The sequence below is a fragment of the Blastocatellia bacterium genome (assembly GCA_025055075.1).
Classification (GTDB): Bacteria; Acidobacteriota; Blastocatellia; order HR10; family HR10; genus HR10.
Genome location: JANWYV010000024.1, coordinates 1 through 20,627 on the forward strand (window position 1 = coordinate 1; position 20,627 = coordinate 20,627).

Below are 20,627 nucleotides of genomic sequence, written 5' to 3' on the forward strand. Positions count from 1 at the left end.
GGCATCATAAAGAATGCTCAAGCCAAGAGCCATAATAAAGACCACGATCACGAATTTAAGATTGCGTTTGATGGTTCTACTCATAGATCACCTCCAGAAGTAAAGTTGAAACACCAGAGAACTCAGATCATAGGCGAGACAGTTATCTGATACGAGGTCGTGTCAGGCCTGGCGCTGACTTGACCCGTCTCAGTGACGCATTGTTGATCAACGGCTCGAAAGCATCCAGAAGCGGAACTCATTCACTGACTCCCTTCATCAGGATTTCATTCCTTATCAGTCCGGCACGCGGCAAAATCATACAAGCTGATAAGCGGAGCGAACCCTTGGTCAGCATTTCATTCCTTATCGGTCCAGCACAGGGTCGTTGTTTTCGGCGCGGCTTGTCTACATCGCCTGCAACCGCGCTTCGAGTTGTTTCAGTTCATTCGTGATTTCCTGTGGGAGTCGCTCGCCGAACTGGCTATAGAATTCTTCCAGCTCACGGACAGCATTGAGCCAGCCCGGCACATCCACTGAGGTGAGCTCTTGCATTGCTCCCGGTTTCAGTGGAAGGTCGCTTACATCAATAGCGTCAGGCGTTGGCAAGAGGCCAATGGGTGTTTCCTTCGCTTCGCCCTTACCGCGTACGCGGTCTACGATCCATTTCAGCACGCGGGCATTTTCTCCGAATCCGGGCCAGAGAAAGTCGCCTTCAGCATCCTTTCGGAACCAATTGACGCGAAAGATGAGCGGGGGCTTCTTGAGGCGCTTTCCCATCTCAAGCCAGTGGCGGAAGTAGTCGCCCATGTGATAGCCGCAGAAGGGAAGCATGGCCATCGGGTCACGCCGCTTGACGCCCACACGGCCGACGGCTGCTGCGGTCGTCTCGGCGCCCATGCCGGAGCCCATAAAGACTCCATGTTGCCAGGAGAGCGCCTGCATCACCAGTGGCACGACGGCTGAGCGCCGGCTGCCAAAGATGATGGCCGAAATCGGGACGCCCTTGGGGTCTTCCCAGTGCGGCGAGATGATCGGGCATTGACGGAGCGGCGTGGTGAACCGCGAGTTTGGATGAGCGACCGGCTCGCCTTCGGGTTTCCATGGTTCTCCTTTCCAGTTGACCAGTCCTTCCATCGGCTCTGTCCCGATGCCTTCCCACCACGGTTCCTTCGTCGGGGTTAGACCGACGTTGGTGAACAGCGAGTTCTTCTTGAGCATCTCCAGCGCGACCGGATTGGTGTGCGGTCCGGTGCCGGGAGCGACGCCGAACATGCCGGCTTCGGGATTGATCGCTCGCAATTGTCCTTCCTCGTCAATGAACATCCAGGCGATGTCATCGCCGACCGTCCAGACTTTATAGCCCGCCAACGCAGGGAGCATAAGCGCGAAATTGGTCTTGCCCGAGGCGCTCGGAAATGCAGCAGCCACGTAGGTGATCTCGCCGCTCGGTTCTTCAAACCCGATAATCAGCATGTGCTCGGCCATCCATCCTTCCTGTCGCGCGAGCCAACTGGCGATGCGCAGTGAGAAGCATTTCTTTCCGAGCAGCGCATTGCCTCCGTAACCCGAGCCGTAGCTCCAAATCAATTGCTCTTCAGGAAAATGAAGGATGTACCGGCGCTCCGGCGACAGGTCGCCAACGGAGTGTAACCCCGGCACAAAGTTGTTGGTCTGCTTCAGGTGGTCCAATGCAGGCTTTCCCACCCGTGTCATGATATGCATGCTGGCGGCGACATAGAGGCTATCGGTTGCCTGCACACCGACGCGACTGTAAGGCGAACCAACCGGTCCCATCAAGTAGGGAATGACATACATTGTTCGTCCCTTCATGCAGCCGCGGAACAGCGCTCCCACTCTCTCTTTGGCTTCGGCGGGGTCCATCCAGTTGTTGTTTGGGCCTGCATCATCGCGATGGCGCGTGCAAATGAACGTCAGATGCTCGGTTCGAGCTACATCCTGTGGGTGGCTGCGGTGCAGGTAGCAGTTGGGATACGTTTGCCGGTTTAGCTCCAGGAATGTTCCGTCTCGCAACCCCTGTTCGATAAAGCGGTCATATTCCTGTTGCGACCCATCGCACCAGTAAATGTTGTCGGGTGTGGTCAGTGCTGCTGCCTGATCAACCCATGCATTCAGGTCTGTGTGGTTCATACGTTTCCTCTCAGGACTAAAATTGGTTTGATTCTGTGTCAATCCCATCAACCGATCGGTATCCCGCCCTGGCGCCGAATCTTGCTCGCCGGCGAAGTATAATCCGGGAGAATCATCGGGGCGATCAACCCGTTGAGGCTGCCGGTGGCAGCCAGCGCGTGATGGTATTGCTCAACGTGCCTCAGCGTCAGCGCTCCGAGTCTGGTCTGCAGAGCGGCGCGCGCGGCCGTTTGCCCGGCGCGACGGCCAAACACAAGGATGTCGAGCAAGGAATTTCCCATCAGACGGTTTCGCCCGTGCACGCCGCCGCTGGCTTCACCAGCCACATAGAGACCTGGGATACTGGTCTCAGCTCGTTCATTGATCAGGATGCCCCCATTTTGATAATGCTGTGTAGGATAGACAAGGATCGGCTCGCTGGTGATGTCAATGCCGTAGCGTTTGTACTGTCGCACCATCGCGGGCAGCGCTCGCGCTGTCGTTCCGGGTCCGCGTTTGATGTCAATCATCGGCGTATCGAGCCAGACGCCGAGCATGCCGGTGGGTGTGACGACGCCACGATTGCGCTGAGTGCATTCCCGGATGATGGCGGCTGAGACCAGATCGCGCGTCTCTAATTCGTTGACGAACTGCTCGCCTTCGACGTTGAGCAACTGAGCGCCTAAGCCACGCACTTTTTCGGTCACTAGTTGACCGAGAATCTGTTCGGGATAGGCCACGCCGGTGGGATGGTACTGAACCGTGTCCATAAAGACGAGTCGGGCGCCTGCTCGGTATGCCAGTACGATGCCGTCGGCTGTGGCGCCGTAATGATTGGTCGTGGGGAATCCCTGCACGTGCAATCGTCCCATGCCGCCGGTGGCGATGATGGTCGAGCGCGCGCGCACGACAAAGAATTCTTCCGTCTCCAGATCACACAAGATCGCGCCGGCGCACTGGCCGGACTCGTCCAGCAGCAATTCGACGGCTGGAGAAAATTCCAGGACCTGGATGCCGCGATTGCGAGCCTCGTCGCGCAGCACGCGCATGATTTCCATGCCGGTATAGTCACGACACGAATGCATCCGTCGGCGCGACGTGCCGCCGCCATGTACGGTGCGCATCGTTCCATCCGGCTCCTTATCGAACATGACGCCGAGCTCCTCGAGCCAGCGGATGATAGCCGGCGCGTCTGTCACTAATGCGCGGGCCAATTCCGGGATATTCACAAAGCCGCCTCCACCGACAAGGTCCAGGTAATGTTGAGCGGGCGAGTCATTCTCCTTGTCTGCGGCCTGGATGCCGCCTTGCGCCATGATGGTGTTGGAATCGCCCCAGCGCAATTTGGTGGCGAGCAACACGCGGACGCCTTGCTCCGCGGCTGTCAATGCGGCTGCTGTCCCTGCGCCCCCGCCGCCCAGAATCAACACGTCAGTATCGTAGTCAATGCGGGTCACATCGAACATGGCCGGATCAATGCGGCTGCGAGCTTCTAGCAGGTCGGCCAGCTCGTGAGGGACGCGGTCACCTCTATTCGGCCCAACGGCCAGTGGCCGAAAGCTCTCAGCTCGATAGTCGGGATGAAACGACTCCAGCACCTGCTGTTTTGCAGCGAGCGACATGCGGGGCATGGTCTCTTTCAATCGGCGAGCGCGCGTGGCCTCGACTGCAAGAAGCGAAGCGTGCATACATTCCGGATATGGCATAGCATTCTGCTCCTTTTAATCTTCGTCTTTCTTTGCCGGCGTGGTTTCTTCCGGCTCAATCTCGCGCTGCGCGTAGAGCGACTCCAACTCCTGTCGGCTCATGCGCTGCAATCTGGACAGTTCATCATCGAACTGCCCCTCGGTGATTTCTGCCAAACGTCGGCTCAGATGCGCCGCCAGTGGCTGCCGATACCGTCCGTACAAGCGCCTTCCCAACTGCGCCACGTGGTAGTGGGCGATCTCTGCCGGACAACGGCTCGCGCACAGGCCGCACTGTAAACAATCGAACGACAGATCGGCGACGCGGTCTACCTCGCCCCGCTGCGCGGCGGCGATGTAGCGCATGACGTCAAGGTCTTGGGGACAAACTTTTCGACAGGTGTTGCACTGTAAGCAGCGGAGGATTTCCGGATAAAAACGGATGAACACGTCGCCAGCAGGGCGCAGCGCCCGCAGGTCGTATGTCGCCTTTTGCGCGGGATAGAAGGGAATCTGCGTCAGGTACATATTCTCTTCGATCATCGTCTGGCAGGCCAAGCCGATCTTCAGACGGTAATCGTCAGCGACCCGGTAGACCGTGGCGCATGCGCCGCAGAAGCCCCCACGACAGCCAACGCCGCGCACGAGTCGGTAGCCGGCATACTCCAGCGCCTTCAGGATTGTCAGCCCTTCCGGCACGGCGTAGCGCTTGCCGGCAATCGAGATGCTGATCAGGCGAGGCTGCACCGCTTCATTCAATTCGCTCTGTTTTTCGAGCACTTCAACGAGTGTTTCCATAAGCGCCTCTCATCCTGATAATTTTTCTTCGACACTGCGCACTTTGTCTTCCATCGTTTGATCGCGATCAACACGGGTTCCGATCTTCACAAAACTGGAGATGCGCGGCACGCCGCGCTGATGGATCACTTCGTGACACTGCCGAATGGCCGCCATGACCTCATCCCATTCGCCTTCAATATTGGTTCCATGCGCATGCAGATGAATCTTCAATCCGCTTTCTTTGAGAATCTTCTCGCACTCGGCGATGTATGGTGAAAGCGAAATGCCAACACCGAGCGGAATCAATGAAAAGTCAGCGATCACCTTCATATTGCTCCTCCTTTCCATTGTGAGGTCATCTGTTGGTGAAGCGCGTCCGTGCGCAAGCCGAGTTGGTCCTGATCGAGCCCCAGCGCCAAGCCCAGAAGCTGGGTAAAGTACGCGACCGTCATCGCCGTATGATTCGGTCCCATATAGGCGATGTTGTAGGAGCAAAGCGGACAGGTTGTCACAAGCATCTCGGCTCCAAGCTGGGTCGCCCGCTGAACAATCGTTTGTGAACATTGACGCGCCAGTTCCGGCTTGCTGACCGAGAGAAACGAGCCGCAGCACTCAGTCTTCCAGGGAAAGTCCACTACGGTGCAGCCGAGCGTGTGCAGCAGGTCCTCCAAGATGGTGGGCTGTTCCGGGTCGTCCATGCCGATTTCGTCTGAAGGTCGCAGTAACAAGCAACCGTAATACGGAGCGACGCGCGCGCCCTGAAGGGCCTGCACAGCGCCGTTGGCCGCGATTTTCTGACTGATCGCTTCATAGCCGATGTCGTCTCGCAGCACCTCCAGCAGATGCACCACCCGGACCTCAGCTCGATAGGGTTCTTCCAGATATTCGGAGACGATGGCGCGTTTTTGGGCATCCTGCGCCAGCGTGTAATGGGTGCGCTTGAGCGTGTTGTAGCAGAACGTGCAGAGCGTCATCAGGCGCTGTGCAGGATCGGTGCGTTGCGCGTGTACCAGCACGCGCGCCGGCGCAAGCAAAGACATAAGGTTGTCGGTCGTCTGCGGGAATAGGCCGCCACAGCAGGTGAAATCGGTCAGCTCCACCAGTTCAATATCCAGCGCAGCGGCCACCGCTTTGGCCGAGAGGTCGAACGTCTGGGCGACCGTGCGCAACGTGCAACCTGGATAGTAGAGCAGTTTCATTTTTCACCCCGAATGTTTTCTCAACGCGCTGACGGCTGCTTGCTGTGGCAACTGAGCCGCCAGTTCCGCTGGCAAGCGAAAGACCTGAATCGGCGCGTATCCCGCGCGAATCAGCAGCGCGCGTAATGCTTCCATCACACGCGCCAGATCAACCCCCTTCGGACAGCGTGAAGAGCATGTCAGACACGCCGCGCAGTGCCAAGGCGTATTGCTGCTGAGCACGGGTTCCAGTTGACCAAGCTGCATCAATCGAATGATCGTATGTGGCAGAATGTCCATCGAAAACGCAAGCGGACAGCCCGCCGTGCACTTGCCACACTGGTAGCAGGCATAAAGGTTCTGGCCGCTCAGTTCTTCGACTTCACGAAGCAGGTCCTTCTCCTGCATGTTGTTTTTGTGAATGAGCGCGCGCATGGTTACCTCACGGCAAGGGTGACGGAGTCCATCTCTTGAACCGAAACGCCGAACTGATAGCCGGCTTCGAATGCTTTGAGATTGAGCTGCTCCGTCCCCTTAGGCACGGTTGTGGCAATTGCGTGCTTGAGCGCCTCTTTGCCCACGCACGAAGTGATGGCTGCTACGAATCCTAACATCACCATGTTAGCAACGATCTTTTTGCCTAATTCTTCGGCCATCCGCGTGGCCGGAATGGCGTAGACGGTCTGCTGTTTGTCCTCGTCGCTGAGTTCGACCAGCTCTTCCTCAATAATAAACGTGCAATGCTGCGGGCGCTTTCGTCCGTAGGTATTATAGGCGTCTTGCGAGAGCACGACTAAAACGTCCGGCTCAGTGACCTTTGGATAATCAATTTCATCAGGCGAGATGAGCACGTCGCAGGCGCTCGCGCCGCCGCGCGATTCCGGCCCATACGATTGGGAGAGCGTGGCGTTTTTCTGCTCGAAAATGGAGGCGGCTTTTCCGAGCACGTATCCCATCATCACGACACCCTGACCGCCGAATCCACTGATGCGTATCTGAAGCAGCTCAGGCATTCTCATGGTTCACCTCACCGACAAGGGGGCTGCCTTTTCTTTTGCCCAGCGTCTCTGAGGCAGCTCAAGCATTCTCATGGTTCACTCCTGTTGAGCCTTTCGATCAATTTCGGCCCGCACCAGATCAAGGAACGTAGGCTTTTCCTTATCAACGAACCTCCCACACACAATGGGACCGCCCAGCCTCAGTTCTGTTTCGTCAAACGAGGCATTATGTTTGATAACGGTGTTTTCCCGGTAGTAGCGCATCTCCTCGATCGCTTCGCCGATTTTGTTTCGCCTGCCGTAATTGGTTGGGCACGGCGAGATCACTTCCACGAACGAGAAACCTCGCTTGTTGAGCGCTTCGACCATCGAGTGTCGGAGTCGTCGTGGGTCCAGCGTTGTCCAGCGGGCGACATAGGTGGCTCCGCTGGCTGCCGCCAGCAGCGGCAGATTGAACCCGTACTCAACATTCCCGTAAGGCGTGGTTGTGGTCTTTCCGCCCATGTGAGTCGTCGGGCCGCTCTGTCCACCGGTCATGCCGTAGTTGAAGTTGTTCACACAGATCACCGTGATGTCCACATTGCGCCGCGCAGCATGGATGAAATGGTTGCCGCCGATGGCCACAATATCGCCGTCTCCGCTGAAGACCACGACCTTCAACTCCGGGTTGACAAGATGCAACCCGATGGCAAATGGAATGGCGCGACCATGTGTCGTGTGGAAGCTGTTACAGTGCATATAGCCGGCCACACGCCCGGTGCAGCCAATGCCGGAGACGACGCAGAGCTTATGCAGATCAATCTGCAGCTCTTTCAATGCTTCGATGAAGGCAACCAAAGCCGTTCCGATTCCGCAGCCTGAACACCAAATGTGCGGAATACGATCAACGCGCAGCGCCCATTCTGCCGGGTGAACGAGCTGTTCCAGCACATCCTCGTACCGTTCTTCCTCGATGAATTCTATCGAGCGTTCCTCGCGTACCATTGGCATAGGTTTAGAACTCCTTGGGCAGTCGCTCCAATTGCGCTGCTGTAAACACTGGTCCATCTTTGCACACATAGACGCTGCCCACGTTGCAACGTCCGCATTTTCCGAATCCGCATTTCATCTTGTTTTCCAACGTCGTCACGACGCGCTCTTTGGGATAGCCGCATTTTTCCAGTGTCAGCAGCATGAAATGAATCATGATGGGCGGACCACAGGTGATGACAATTGAATCGCTCGGCGTGGGCGCGATTTTTTCAAACACGTGCGGCACCAGTCCGACCTCGCCGTCCCACTCCGGCGTCTCCCCGCCGGGATCAACCGTGCGAATGAGTTTCACGCCATCAAACGCGCTCCATTCGTTCATCTCCTCTTTGTAGACGAGATCAGCCACGGTCCGCGCGCCATTGAGGATGAGAATCTCGCCATAGTCCTTGCGATGATCGAGCACAAACTGCAAAGGCGCTCGCAACGCTGCCATCCCGATGCCGCCCCCGACGAAGATCAAATTGCGTCCGCGCCAGCTCTCCAGCGGGAAGAAATTCCCATAGGGACCACGCAAGCCGACCGCGTCTCCGACGGCGAGCTCGCGCAATGCGCCGGTCACTTTGCCCATCAGTTTGAATGTGCATTCGACGTACTCGGCGCGTGTCGGCGAGTTGGCAAACGTGAACGGGCACTCGCCGACACCGAATACAGTAAATTGGGCAAACTGGCCGGCGCGCCAGCTCAGTCGGCTGCCGTTGCTCGGCAAGCGCAAGCGTAGCGTGCGGACATCGGGCGTCTCATCCCGGATCTCATCCACCGTGAGAATACTCGGTACGTAAGGATTCTTCATGGCCATCGCGCTCTCGCTTGATAAATGTCTAGGCCGACAGGGCAGAATTTAACGCAGCGCCCGCACCCGACGCACATATTGGCGCCGGTGGCCTCAAGAAAGTAGCAGAACTTATGCATCACCCGTTGCCGATACCGCTCCAGAGCGGTTGGACGTGGATTGTGCCCCGACGCATGAAGGGTGAAGTAGCCAAACGCGCAGGAATCCCAATTCCGGCAGCGGCTCCAGATGCGCCCCTGGCGCTCTTCAGACAGGTCGTAGCAATGACACGTGGGGCAAACGAACGCGCATACGCCGCAGCTCAAACAGGCGCGGGCAATCTCTTCCCAGGCGGGATGCTCGAAATCTTTCTTCAGCTCATCTGGCGAAGGAGTGAGCGCCCGTCGAGGCAGCATCTCCGCCTGCACGGCGCGCAGGTGAGCGGCTTTCAGCTCATTCAACCAGGTGCTGTGGTCGCTGCCGTTCGGCTTAACCCACGTAGCCTTCACATTGGCCACCAGTGCTTCGCCCTTTTCACTCAGGACTTCCGCGACAAATCCGGAACCAATATCGAGTTCATCACACAGATCAGCTCCGAGCGGCATGAGGAAGATGTCGCAGCCCTGGGTCGAAACAGGCGACAGGCCAACCGTCGTGCAGAAGCACTCCGGCTGCGCATGCGAACAACTACGCCCGATGACGATGAGGTTCTCTCTTCGCCGCGCATAGAACGGATCAGGCGGATCAGCAAGAAAGACATGATCCAACACAAGCAGCGAAGCAGCATCGCACGGCGTGGCGCCGACAACAACCACCTCGCCTTGGACGGATGCGCTAGCATTCTCCGCGTCGGCGCTCGTTTCTGCGGCAGCATCTTCAACAACGGGCCTTCGCTCTCTCCACTCGTACCGAAACACGGTCTCCGTCTGCGGGAAGAGTATGTGCTTGAACGAGAAGTCCGGCTTGGCGCGCGCGTGAAGATCAATCGTCTCGGCGCGGGTGACCTCACGATAGACGACAAGGCCGTTCTCTGATTGAGGCGCGATCACGCGTCTGCCGGTAGCTATGATCTCAGCCAACCAGTCACGCAGATACTGCTCTTGAATCAGGTAAAGAGTCATCGGATGAACTCCTGCTGATCATCGGGCCGATAAGTAGCCAGTGGCGGCGCGCTCTCCACCGACTGTCCCGCTTCATAATCAAATTCGTTCTTAATCTCGATAGCGATCTTTCGATTGAGAATGTCCAATCGTATGTTGACAGGGCAAACCCGAGCGCACTCGTTGCAACCGACGCATCGGCCTGCCAAGTGCGCGGCGCGAATGATATTCCAGGCCGTGTTTCCTTCTGGCTGCGCGCTTGGCGTGATCCACTGTGGCCGATGTTTATCGGTGATGCACGTCTCGCAATAGCAGAAAGGACAGACCGCGCGGCACGCATAGCAGCGAATGCAGCGGCTGAATTCGTCCTGCCAGAAGTTCCATCGTTGCTCTGGCGAGGCGTTGTCGAGCAGGCGAACAATCTCGTCCAGTGGATTGCTCGAAGCGGTCGGTCGTTCACCGCCTGCTCCGATGAGCGTGTCATACAACGTTGGCGTGCGCTGCGTGCAGGAGAGACATTTCAGTGCCATCGCTCCGCCCGTCTCAACGCCTTGACACACCATACCGATGAGATGCACCTCGTGGCGCTGAATCTGATGTTCCTGCAGAAGCCCGACGACGGCCCTCGCATCACACGGTTTGACGACCACGGCGATCTTACCAAGCTTGCGAACGAGCGGCCGGGTCAGGTACACAGCCAGATTCGTCTGACAGTAGCGATTCCAAACGAGTTGATCGGCGACGTCTGGCGACAATGCGAAGAATGAGTTCGCTGTTTGGGGGAGCGTTCCACTGGTGTAGCCCAGCACAGCGTTGACCTCGCTCGCGTCTAACAATTGCTTGGCCTGTTGCCGCAATTGCTGCGTCATGGCGGCTTCCTGGGCTTCAATACTTGACTCCTGGAATGCAACGCGGTGAGCCTGTTCAATCGCTGCGATTTGCTCGCGCAGTGATTGTGCCTTTTTACCGTCGGCAGGAGGCGTTGCCCAGGTGAATGGTTCGCCGCTCAACTGCTTGATCTCATCGGCGACGGTATTGACCACTGCTGTCCATTTCGCGCCTTCGGCTGCCGAAACCCAGGCAAATTGCAGCCGCCGCTCATCCAGTCCCAAAAACAGCATCAATTTGCGGAAGATGTTGAATCGCCTCCGCGCCAACAGATTGCCGGTCGCGTAATGACAATCGCCAGGATGGCAACCGGAGACCAAAACGCCGTCAACGCCCTGTTCCAGTGCTTTGATGATGAAGAGCGGATCAATCCGCCCTGTGCAAGGAAATCGAATAATGCGCACGCCGTCGTCGTATTGCAGGCGGCTCGTCCCGGCAGCGTCTGCGCCGGCGTAACTGCACCAGTTGCAGACGAAGGCAGCAATCTTTGTTTTCCGTTCGACCTGGTCTTTCATAATCCTATGCTAGAGCTAACACCTCTGAGAATATCTCTTCGTCGGTGTATCCCAGCAGGTCCATGCTGTGGTTGCGACAAGCGACGGCGCACGCGCCGCATCCGCTACAGACAGCTTCGTTGACACCGGCAACGGTTTTCATGAGGCGTCCTTGTTTGTCGCGAATTTCTTTTGCTTCGATCGCCCCGAAAGGACAGACGCGACGACAATCGAAGCAGGCCACGCAGGTCGCTTCGTTGACGCGCGCCACGGTCGGCTCTCGCTCGATCTCACCTCTGGAAAAGAGCTCCAGCGCCTTGCTGGCAGCGCCGCTTGCTTGCGCGACCGTCTCCAGAATATCTTTCGGAGCCTGCGCCGCTCCGGCAATAAACACGCCTGAAGTCAGCGTCTCAACGGGACGCAGTTTCGGATGCGCTTCTTTGAAAAAGCCGTGCTCATCGGCGACAATGCGCAGTTTGCTGGCCAGGCCGTTTTGCGACGATGCCACCATGGCCGTGGCCAGCACCACCAGGTCTGCCGGTATTTCAACCTTTTGATTGCTGAGCGTGTCAACTCCCTGCACGAGCATCTTCCCATCCAACGGGATCACCCGCGAAACACGCCCGCGAATGTAAAGCACGCGCTCTTGTTCCATCACGCGCTGAATGAACTCTTCAAATCCTTTTCCGCCGGCGCGGATGTCCATGTAGAAAACATAGGCCCTACCGTCGTGCACCTTGTGCTTGTAGAGCAGCGCATGCTTGGCCGTATACATGCAGCAGATCTTCGAGCAGTACGGAACGCCGTGCGCCGGGTCGCGCGAACCGACACATTGAATGAAGACGACGTTCTTGGGAACGCGATGATCCGATGGCCTACGTACTTCTCCGCCCGTCGGTCCCGAAGCCGAAAGCATCCGTTCAAATTCCAAGCCATCCACCACGTCAGGATGCACGCCCCATCCATATTCGCGCGCCTGCTCGGCAGGAAGTAACTCGTACCCAGTGGCAACGATGATGGCTCCAACGTCGCGCTCCAGCACCTGCGGCTTTTGATCAAAGTCAATTGCCTTGGGAAGGCATGTCTGCGCGCATTTTTCGCAGGCTAGCGGACTGAGCCCAAGGCAATTCTTCTCATCGAGCGTGTAGACAGCGGGCACAGCCTGTGGAAACGGAATGTAGATGGCCTTGCGCCAGCTCAAGCCACGATCAAACTCATTGGGCACTGACACAGGGCACACGGCGACACAGTCGTTACAGGCGGTGCAGAGGTCTTCCCGCACGTAGCGCGGTTTTCTCAGAATCTTCACTTTGAAGTTCCCGATGTAACCCGACACTTCCTCGACTTCAGAATAGGTCAAGAGTTCTACATTGGGGTGGCGGCTGACCTCCACCATACGCGGCGTGAGGATGCACTGTGAGCAATCGAGCGTAGGAAATGTTTCGGACAGCCGCGCCATGTTCCCGCCGATGGTCGGCGCGCGTTCCACCAGCGTGACCTTGTAGCCAGCATTGGCCAGATCAAGCGTCGCCTGGATGCCGGCGATGCCGCCGCCGATGACCAGCGCCGTTCGCGTGATCGGAACCCGAATCGGTTGCAGCGGTCGCGCGCGCTTGACCTTTTCGACAAGCATCCGAATCAGCTCGCTCGCTTTTGCTGTGGCTGCCTCTCGGTCTTGATGCACCCATGAGCAATGTTCTCGGATGTTGGCCATCTCCACTCGATAGGGATTTAACCCAGCGGCGGCCGAAGCGCGACGGAACGTTGTCTCGTGCATGAGTGGAGAACACGCGGCGACCACAACGCCGGTCAGGCGATGCTCGCTGATTGCCTCACGGATCAGTTTTTGTCCAGGCTCGGAGCAGACGTAGCGGTAATCGCACGCGCAGACAACACCGGGCAGCGAGCGTGCCTCTTCGGTGATGCGCGCCACGTCAACCGTGCGAGCAATGTTTTCGCCACAATGACAGACAAAGACTCCAATCCGCGCCATAACCTAAACCCGACTTTCGTTGGTTTTGACCATGTTCAAATCTCAGCTCCGCTTCTTTCCGACAGGGATGAGGTAAATAGGTTCTTCATGACCCTTCATGCCCATCACCTGCCGCAGTTCGTGATCGTAAAAGGCGCCGATCGGCACAGCGCCGAGTCCTAGCGCGACGGCCTGCAACAATACATTTTGCGCCGCGTGCCCGACTTCGATCAGGGCGTATTGCCTTCCACGCTCACGATACTTCTGTGTGGTGCGCTCATAGATGACGGAAAAGACGATGGTGGCAGGAGCTTCATACAATGCCTCTTGCTGTAGGGCCGCGCGAGCTATCTGCTTTCGTCGGTCGCCAAGCGCCACGCGCCTGAGCTGATGGCCGTCCGGTTGGTAGTGGTAAATGCCCGCTGGCAGGTTTTGTACGTGGCCTGCCACCAGGTAGACTTCAAGCGGATAGAGCGCGCCGGCCGAAGGGGCTGTCCGAAACCCTCCGCTGGCCGTGATGCCTTGAGCCGACCAGAGCAGTTGTGAAATCTCTTCCAACGAGATCATCCGCTTGCTGTCGAATTCTCGAACCGAGCGGCGTTGATGCAACGCTCGTTCCAGCGACACCGCGCTCTCCAGTCGTGGCGTGGGCAGGCGCAGCCGTTCCGTTTCGCCCGCCTCCTTGCTCTGTGGCGCATGGGCGACAGCCAGCGTCACTGGTATGATGAATTGCGCTATCATCGTCTTGACAACCCACATTGTGTTCATTGGCATGCTCACGCATGCGCCCGGTTATCAGCAGCACAAATCCCCTCGCCTTGGCGCTTTCCCTTGATGGACTCGCATGATGGCTTCCAAGATTGTCTCCGGCTCGTGAATATCGCCGCCAGCGTGCGGCACCAGCAACACCTGACACGCGTCAACGGCGGCGCGTTCGACTTCGCGCGCCATCTGCCCATAGTTGATTTCCGGAACGACAAAGCCTTTGATGTTTTTGGAAATGGCTGTCACACGTTCGTCGGGGAACGGCCAGGCCGTGATCAGCCGGAATAGACCAACCTTGACGCCTTTGGACCGCGCCAGCGCAATAGCTCGTCTGGCGATGCGGGCAGAGATGCCGTAGGAGAGCACGACCACCTCGGCGTCGCCAATGTCGCGCTCTTCCCACTGCATGATGTCATGTCTGTTGACGTGGATTTTCTGAATCAGTCGCCGGACCAGCCTTTCGTGTGCATCGGCTTTCATCACAGGATAACCGCGATCATCGTGCGTGAGGCTTTCAAAAAAGACTCGATATGGACTGCCCGCATGCGCCATCGCCGGGACGAGGTCACTGTTGGTTTGGTACGTCTTGAAAAACTGCGGCTCGACCGTAGGCTGTCTTCGTTGCCAGATGTCCAGTTTTTCCGCCGGCGGGATGACGACTTTCTCCGTGAGGTGTCCGATCTCTTCATCGGTCATGACGAACACCGGCAGGCGATACCGCTCCGACAGATTGAACGCGCGGATGGTCAAATCGAAGCATTCCTGCGCTGATGCTGGCACAACCGCAATGATTTCATAAGGACCATGCGAACCCCATCGCACCTGCATCATATCGCCCTGACCGACCATTGTGGGTAAGCCTGTCGAAGGCCCAGCCCGTTGCACGTTGATGATCACAGTCGGCGTTTCGGTCAACACGCCAAGCCCAATCGCTTCCATCATGAGCGAGAAACCGGGACCGGAGGTAGACGTCATCGTTTTCGCGCCAGCCCAGGCGGCGCCCAAAATCGCCGTTGCCGAAGCAATCTCATCTTCCATTTGAATGTACAAACCGCCAATCTCCGGCAACCGCTCCGCCATCCGCTCAGCGACCTCCGTGCTGGGCGTGATCGGGTAGCCCGCAAAGAATGTGCAGCCGGCTGCCAGCGCGCCTTCAGCGCAAGCAAAATCGCCTAAGAGAAAATGTTCACCTGTCAGTACTGCTGGGCGACGCATCCTTAACCCTCTTTCAATAGTCTGTTCTTTCGATTCTCATTCCTTTCGTTTACTGCCGTGACGAAGATCGCAAATTCGGGACACAGGTAGTAGCACAGTTGACAGTTGACGCACTCCTCCGCTCGCACCGCGACAGGGAAGTGATACCCTTTCGCATTAAATTTTGGCGACATCGCCAGGACATCCTTGGGACAGAACTCAACGCAAAACTCGCAGCCTTTGCACCGTCCCTCCAACACCGTGACTCGTCCGCGTGGTCGCTTCGGAGCCTCGACAATCGGCTGACGCCTTTTCTGCTGGTTCATCATTGGACTTCTCATCGCAGGTCTCCCCTGTGTGCAATCATTCAATCTCCAGCCGCCGTATTGACGCGATCTTCCTCATGCGATCTATCGTCACAATCGAGCTTCTACTGAGTCTTCGTAAGTTTCCAAGTCCTAAGAGCGGACACTCTGGCGCAGCGCCTTTCACGCACAGGGCTGTCTGGCGCTCTATGCCATGATGTACGCCTGCGCGTGAGCCTGCAGGCGAGCGCATGTTCAATAAAAATTCGCCAATGGTGAGCGATCAGGCCGATTCACTCGTTTGCTGTGGGCAGCACATCCATCATCCACGTGATGGCAGCAAATGCGCCCGACCAACCAATCGTCGTGATGGCCAGAAGCCCCACATGAATCAACTCGTCGGCGCTCACGCCGGCTTTCAAAGCGCGTCGCGCATGTGAATGCACGGCTCCTTGCCGACCGGCGCCGATTGCGAGCGCCAATTTCACCAATCGTTGTGTTCGCTCATCCAGTGGTCCGGCCTCAGCCGCGGCTTTTCCCAGTTGATTATACGCTTCCCACACTTGCGGGTACTTCTGGGCAAACTCGCGCAAAGCTTGAGGCAACTCGTTCTCCTGATTCACCATTGTCAGCGCCTCCGATTCAAACGCTCTCCGAAAGAGCTGTCTCTTGGGGCAGCGTCCCCCCTGACCATTGTCAAGTAGCTCAGGTCACTCTCGATGAACGTTGTCGTGCAGTCGGCCAAGCTTCGGTAAAAGAGGTTGCTCGTTCCGTCCTTGATAGCCTGGGCAAAGTCTCGAACCCAAGCTCCCAAGTGCCGCGCCAAAAAGGCCTGTTGGTCTTCGAGTCGTTGCCGGGCAGCTTCACCATCTCCCACCCGCCATGCCTCTCTCTCTTTCCAGATCAAGTAGCTCATGAACTCTAACTCTACGGCGATATGATCCGGCAGGTCCTTTTGTGCGTGATCAAAGCTGACGCCCGCCTGTTGATACCAGCGGATCACATCGGCTGTAGAATCACCCATGAGCTTGCGCTCCGGCTCCAGGTAAACGGAGCCATAGGGCGGAGCCAGCAGTTTGAACGGGCCGAGGAAGAGCTTTGAGTAATCCACCAGCAGCGCCCTCTCGGTGTACTGGGACAAAGCGGCTTTCATCTGCTCGGCAAAACCGACGGCCTCACGACACACACCATCAAGCGAACCCGTCAAGCGATCCAGCAACGCCGGCTCGCGCAGCTCAGGCTCCGGCACGCAGTAGCAGGCCGAAAGCAGCCTGTAGACATCTTCCCGGTGGCCTTCCGTCTCTAGAAACTTGTCGGGCAATTTCATTGGCGATTCCTCCAAGAATCTCCCTGTGAGCGCACGCCCTGCCCCTGCGGGGAAACTCGAAGCACGAAATCCCAAATCCGAAACGTTTCGGATTTCGATATTCGGATTTTGGATTTCCTGTTGCAAGGGCACTCCCAAGGTCGCATCGTTTCTGAGCAGGGCCGGGACTCCATGAATAACTCCTTCAGAGGAGGATCGAAGACCGAGGGGCGCACCAACTGTCCTCACGTCTCGATCCTCCATTTTCAGTTGTTCACACGCGGAAGCTGAACTTGTCCCAGTTCTTGTAATAGACCTGGGGCGAAAGCCACGCTGCTGTTGGGTCGTTAGGCTCGACGAACTCCGGATAGAGTCGGCTTCCCGGCTTCAAGACGCGGGCGCCGGGTGAAGGCGATTCGCCGGGCTTGAGCAGTCGTCTAGCGCCTGCCGGACAAGCCAACACGCAGTACGGCCGCCGTGCGCCTTCCCCTGCAGTTGGACCAAGGTTGCTGTCCAGAATCCGGTGGATGCAGAGGTGGCACTTCTCCACAGCTCCCTGACGCCGCACGTTGGAGAAACCGGGGAGATCACCGCCCACGTAGCGCGTCCGATTCGGTGGCGCGTTGCCTCCTGCGGCTGTCCTCACTTCTCTGGGTGTGGCTGTGCCGCCGGCAATGACCGCTTCCGTGCCATTCCAGAATTGATGCGGCGTTTCGGCGTTGAAGCTGATGACGCTGAATTGCGCACGACCTGTGGTTCCATTCTGGCTGATGGGAGCGGTCATGCTCAAGGCGCTGTACGGACAGGCTTGCTGGCAGCTTCGGCAGCCGATGCACCGATCACTGTTGGTGACCACAATGCCGGCGCCTGGCTGGCCAGCCGGTATCTTGTAGACTGCCTTTCGGCCTTGCGCATCTGGAGGCACCGGGCACACAGCAACACAGGCCGGATTCGCGCAATGGTTACAGTTGACCGGAGTCGCTTGCCACCTGGTGTTGGGGAATCGTCCCGTCGTGTTGAACAAGAAATCTGCCCAGTTGAAGCTCTGGTCAGAACTTCTCCATGGCGTATTATTGCCGGCCTTACAAGCCAGCCCACATGCGCCACATCCTGTGCACTTTAATAGGTCAATTTCCATTCTCCACTGAGTCATACTTGCCTCCTATGTTTGACGATTCCCTCACAAGGGTTCGATTCTCACCCTTGTGATCGCGTGTCTGGCTCCGGAGCCGCTCAGGCGCTCTGGATTATTCGGAATGATGTGATTGTTGCTGCCGCCCCGAGCGCTCAGACCGAATCGCTCAGAGGCAAACCGTCCATAAGCCCAATGCCCCTGACCAAAGGCTTTGGCTGCCGTTTCGGGTCCGACTCCTTCCCAGAGTTTCAACGTGCACACGATTCCATGATTCGGGTTCGAGGGCGAGGTGACCTTGACTTTCTGTCCATCACGTAGCCCGAAGCGAGCGGCATCAGCCGGGTTGATCTTGATGACATCGTCCCACCGCTCATCGCCAGGGTCAGCCGCTTTGAACTGGAAGTACCACGGACAGTTCTGGCTCCTTCCCTCGCGGTTTAGCCGTGACTTGTAATCAATCAGGATAAAGGGATACACGGCTGGGTCACCGGCAACATCCGGAGGCTCCCAGTGTGGCATGAACGCCAGATCATTGATCGGATCAGTGTCTACTTCGGTCATCCGGCTAGCCGTCGCGGGATAATTGGTCGCGGCCAGTACACTTTTCAGATTGACGCCGTGATTGGCTGCGTGGGTTCGGAGCATCCGGTTCAGATCGCTTCCAGTGGCGGCTGTGCGAGCGCCCACATCAACAAACTCAAACTTCCCACTTCGCGTGGGGAAGTTCGGACTGGGCGGTGTCGCAGCCAGCGCATTGCGCCATCGTGCGCCTCGGCCTTGCTCATCGAAGTATCCCGCTGCATACGTGATCTGACGGATGCCGTTGCCAACGCCAGTATTGGCACCAGTTGCCGCGTAGGGACCAAGCAACGCCTCCCAGTTGGCCTTACCCGTAGCTCCACTGCCACAGGTGCGGAACTGAACGGCAAATCGGTGGAACTGCTCAGCGGTTCTTGGCTCCATCCCGACAGTTTCACCCGGCGTCCCATCATCAAACGGCTTGGTGTAACTCTGAACGTAGGTCCACAACGGCGTCCAGTTGTAAGGCGCTCGACGCAAGCGTTCGGCCAGTAGCCAAACGAATTCCGTCTCAGCCTCACGCACGTCGTAGAGCGGATCAATCACCTTCTGGTTCAATGTGAGCACGTTGTACCGGCGTGCTTTTTGAACCATGTAAGCCAGCGATTCAAACATGTGATGCGGCGTCGGCAGCACAATGTCGGCAAACGTCGTTGACTCGCAGGCATGGGTTCCAAGCTGAACGAAAAAGACTTTGCTGAGCGCTTGCTCCCAGCGCTGCGCTTCGTAGCAACTGAAAGCGAAGTTCTGCCAGTAGCCGATCACCATCTCGACCTTGTACGGCGATTCGTCGTTGATGGCATCGGCCACGCGGTTGGTCACCGCCACGCCGCCCAGCGATTTGGACATCGCCGGCATGTCCAGTGGGACGGCTGGTCCCGATTTCACATATCGGTCTACTCTTCTGGCTGCGGTTCCTGGTCCGGGATTGCCGTAAGGCGCACCTGTAGGCCGACTGCGCCACGCGGTCAATCCAGGTACTACTTCAGGCCACCACGGGAGCACGCCGCCGATGTGATCGGCTGAGCCAACAAGCCCGTTGAGGGCGGCAATCGCAAATCCGGCGTAATGACCCCGCGGTTGCATCGAGGGGCCAGGTCCGAGCCAGGAAATCGCCTTGGGTTTAGCATTGGCAAATTCCTCGGCGACGGCCTTGATCGTCTCCGCCGGTATTCCAGTGATGGCTTCGGCCCATTCAGGCGTCCTGTCCTTTAGCTCCAGGTTCCACCACGCGACTAAGCCCTTGGTGCCACGCTCGACAAAGGTGCCCGTGAATTCCTTGCCGGCGACAAATTGCCCAGGCGCAGGCTCTTGCTCGACACCGCCGACGCTGACTTTCCCTACGAATTCGCCATTCCACAGTCCCCGCACGAGAATCCAGTGGGCGATTGCCAATGCCAGCGCACCGTCTGTTCCCGGCCTGATGGGAAGCCAGCGATGGGCCTTGGCTGCCGTGGTGTGGAGCCTCGGATCAATGACGGTGACTTTCTTGGTTGCAAGAATATCGCCAAGGGTCGCAATTGACCCCGAAACCAGTCTGTTGGACGACACGGGATCAACGCCCCAAAGCAGCAAGTAATCAGCGTTGTCTATGTCATAATCGGGATAGCCAAATATGCCCATCGTGTCGCGGTAGCCAGCTTTCTCGGCCTCGGCACAGATGCTGCTATGAGAAATACTATTCGGCGTGCCATAGATCGCCGCGAAGTCACTGAAGAGAATGGGATTCATCTCCGTGTATCTTCCTCTCAGGATGACCACCGTATGGCTCTTTCCCGCCTGCCAGAGTTCCATCAATTTATTGGCGATTATATCTATGGCCTCGTCCCACGTGATGGGAACAAATCCCGGATCCACTCCTCGACCTTTGTTTGGATTGGTGCGCTTCATGGGCACTTTGATCCGATCGGGATCGTACACCTCTTGCAAGGCGAGAAGACCTCGTGGACAGGTAAAGCCGTTGTGCGTATGCGACGCTTGGTTGCCTCTGACCCACACAGCGCGTTTGATCCCCGCTTCTTCTTGTACACCAATTTCCACCGCACACCAGGTTGTGCATCCTTCGCAGACGCTCGGCTTCCATGTGATGGTCGGCGTCTCGCCGATGAGAGTGGACGCTTCGGAGGAGAGGATCTGAAGGGAATTGAGAAAAGGGTGACTGAGAGCGGCTGCGCCGCCGATCATACCACACGTCTTCAGAAAGTCTCTTCGTCTGATCCGAATCATATGGCTTTGCCTCCTTAGACCATTTCCCTTCGTTTTTCTGCCGGCTTAGTAATGCAATTCCTATGCCAAAGTGAGCTATCGGCGCTGGTAGGTCGGACGGCCTGCAACTCAA

19 protein-coding genes are annotated in these 20,627 nt (G+C 57.5%); all 19 read right to left on the reverse strand.

The features are described from left to right. Positions 1-387: 387 nt before the first annotated feature. The 19 genes from NZ746_06665 to NZ746_06755 all read right to left on the reverse strand — a co-directional run bounded on the left by NZ746_06665 (position 388) and on the right by NZ746_06755 (position 20,515). Positions 388-2,178, reverse strand: a complete 1,791-nt coding sequence (locus tag NZ746_06665) for a phosphoenolpyruvate carboxykinase (GTP) (GenBank protein ID MCS6817044.1) — start codon at positions 2,176-2,178, stop codon at positions 388-390. Then, entirely contained in the window at positions 2,178-3,815 is a 1,638-nt protein-coding gene (locus NZ746_06670) for an FAD-binding protein (protein MCS6817045.1), read from the reverse strand. The genes NZ746_06665 and NZ746_06670 overlap by 1 nt, the downstream gene beginning before the upstream one ends. 15 nt (positions 3,816-3,830) lie before the next feature. Then, positions 3,831-4,592 carry a 4Fe-4S dicluster domain-containing protein gene (locus NZ746_06675; GenBank protein MCS6817046.1) on the reverse strand — a complete coding sequence of 254 codons (762 nt, stop codon included), beginning with the start codon at positions 4,590-4,592 and terminating at the stop codon, positions 3,831-3,833. Positions 4,593-4,601: 9 nt separating this feature from the next. Then, positions 4,602-4,904, reverse strand: coding sequence for an MTH1187 family thiamine-binding protein (locus tag NZ746_06680; protein ID MCS6817047.1), 303 nt, complete (start codon positions 4,902-4,904; stop codon positions 4,602-4,604). Next, complete coding sequence (locus NZ746_06685; protein MCS6817048.1) at positions 4,901-5,773, reverse strand: CoB--CoM heterodisulfide reductase iron-sulfur subunit B family protein; 873 nt, start codon at positions 5,771-5,773, stop codon at positions 4,901-4,903. The genes NZ746_06680 and NZ746_06685 overlap by 4 nt, the downstream gene beginning before the upstream one ends. A gap of 3 nt (positions 5,774-5,776) precedes the next feature. Next, complete coding sequence (locus NZ746_06690) at positions 5,777-6,187, reverse strand: 4Fe-4S dicluster domain-containing protein (GenBank protein MCS6817049.1); 411 nt, start codon at positions 6,185-6,187, stop codon at positions 5,777-5,779. 2 nt (positions 6,188-6,189) lie between these two features. Further along, positions 6,190-6,771, reverse strand: coding sequence for a 2-oxoacid:acceptor oxidoreductase family protein (locus NZ746_06695; GenBank protein ID MCS6817050.1), 582 nt, complete (start codon positions 6,769-6,771; stop codon positions 6,190-6,192). Positions 6,772-6,846: 75 nt separating this feature from the next. Continuing rightward, the gene (locus NZ746_06700) at positions 6,847-7,740 is read right to left on the reverse strand and encodes a thiamine pyrophosphate-dependent enzyme (protein ID MCS6817051.1); all 894 of its coding nucleotides are present in this window, start codon (positions 7,738-7,740) and stop codon (positions 6,847-6,849) included. A 4-nt stretch (positions 7,741-7,744) separates the two neighbouring features. Next, the gene (locus NZ746_06705) at positions 7,745-8,578 is read right to left on the reverse strand and encodes an FAD/NAD(P)-binding protein (GenBank protein MCS6817052.1); all 834 of its coding nucleotides are present in this window, start codon (positions 8,576-8,578) and stop codon (positions 7,745-7,747) included. Continuing rightward, a complete protein-coding gene (locus NZ746_06710) occupies positions 8,569-9,672 on the reverse strand; it encodes a 4Fe-4S dicluster domain-containing protein (protein MCS6817053.1) in 1,104 nt (367 codons plus the stop codon). Before NZ746_06710 ends, NZ746_06705 begins: the two co-directional genes overlap by 10 nt. Further along, positions 9,669-11,054 carry a hydrogenase iron-sulfur subunit gene (locus NZ746_06715; GenBank protein ID MCS6817054.1) on the reverse strand — a complete coding sequence of 462 codons (1,386 nt, stop codon included), beginning with the start codon at positions 11,052-11,054 and terminating at the stop codon, positions 9,669-9,671. Before NZ746_06715 ends, NZ746_06710 begins: the two co-directional genes overlap by 4 nt. A 4-nt stretch (positions 11,055-11,058) precedes the next feature. After that, positions 11,059-13,026, reverse strand: coding sequence for a CoB--CoM heterodisulfide reductase iron-sulfur subunit A family protein (locus tag NZ746_06720; GenBank protein MCS6817055.1), 1,968 nt, complete (start codon positions 13,024-13,026; stop codon positions 11,059-11,061). Between the two features lie 42 nt (positions 13,027-13,068). Then, entirely contained in the window at positions 13,069-13,773 is a 705-nt protein-coding gene (locus NZ746_06725; protein ID MCS6817056.1) for a SagB/ThcOx family dehydrogenase, read from the reverse strand. Between the two features lie 27 nt (positions 13,774-13,800). After that, on the reverse strand, positions 13,801-14,985 hold the full coding sequence (locus tag NZ746_06730) for a 2-oxoacid:acceptor oxidoreductase subunit alpha (GenBank protein ID MCS6817057.1): 1,185 nt from the start codon (positions 14,983-14,985) through the stop codon (positions 13,801-13,803). Positions 14,986-14,987: 2 nt separating this feature from the next. After that, positions 14,988-15,290 carry a 4Fe-4S dicluster domain-containing protein gene (locus tag NZ746_06735; GenBank protein ID MCS6817058.1) on the reverse strand — a complete coding sequence of 101 codons (303 nt, stop codon included), beginning with the start codon at positions 15,288-15,290 and terminating at the stop codon, positions 14,988-14,990. A gap of 272 nt (positions 15,291-15,562) precedes the next feature. Next, positions 15,563-15,895: a carboxymuconolactone decarboxylase family protein gene (locus NZ746_06740; protein ID MCS6817059.1), complete on the reverse strand. Its 333-nt coding sequence runs from the start codon at positions 15,893-15,895 to the stop codon at positions 15,563-15,565. 2 nt (positions 15,896-15,897) lie between these two features. After that, on the reverse strand, positions 15,898-16,596 hold the full coding sequence (locus NZ746_06745) for a molecular chaperone TorD family protein (GenBank protein ID MCS6817060.1): 699 nt from the start codon (positions 16,594-16,596) through the stop codon (positions 15,898-15,900). Between the two features lie 253 nt (positions 16,597-16,849). Then, complete coding sequence (locus NZ746_06750) at positions 16,850-17,713, reverse strand: 4Fe-4S dicluster domain-containing protein (GenBank protein ID MCS6817061.1); 864 nt, start codon at positions 17,711-17,713, stop codon at positions 16,850-16,852. Positions 17,714-17,755: 42 nt separating this feature from the next. Further along, positions 17,756-20,515 (reverse strand): molybdopterin-dependent oxidoreductase, encoded by a 2,760-nt coding sequence (locus tag NZ746_06755; GenBank protein ID MCS6817062.1) that lies wholly within the window; start codon positions 20,513-20,515, stop codon positions 17,756-17,758. Positions 20,516-20,627 lie beyond the last annotated feature (112 nt).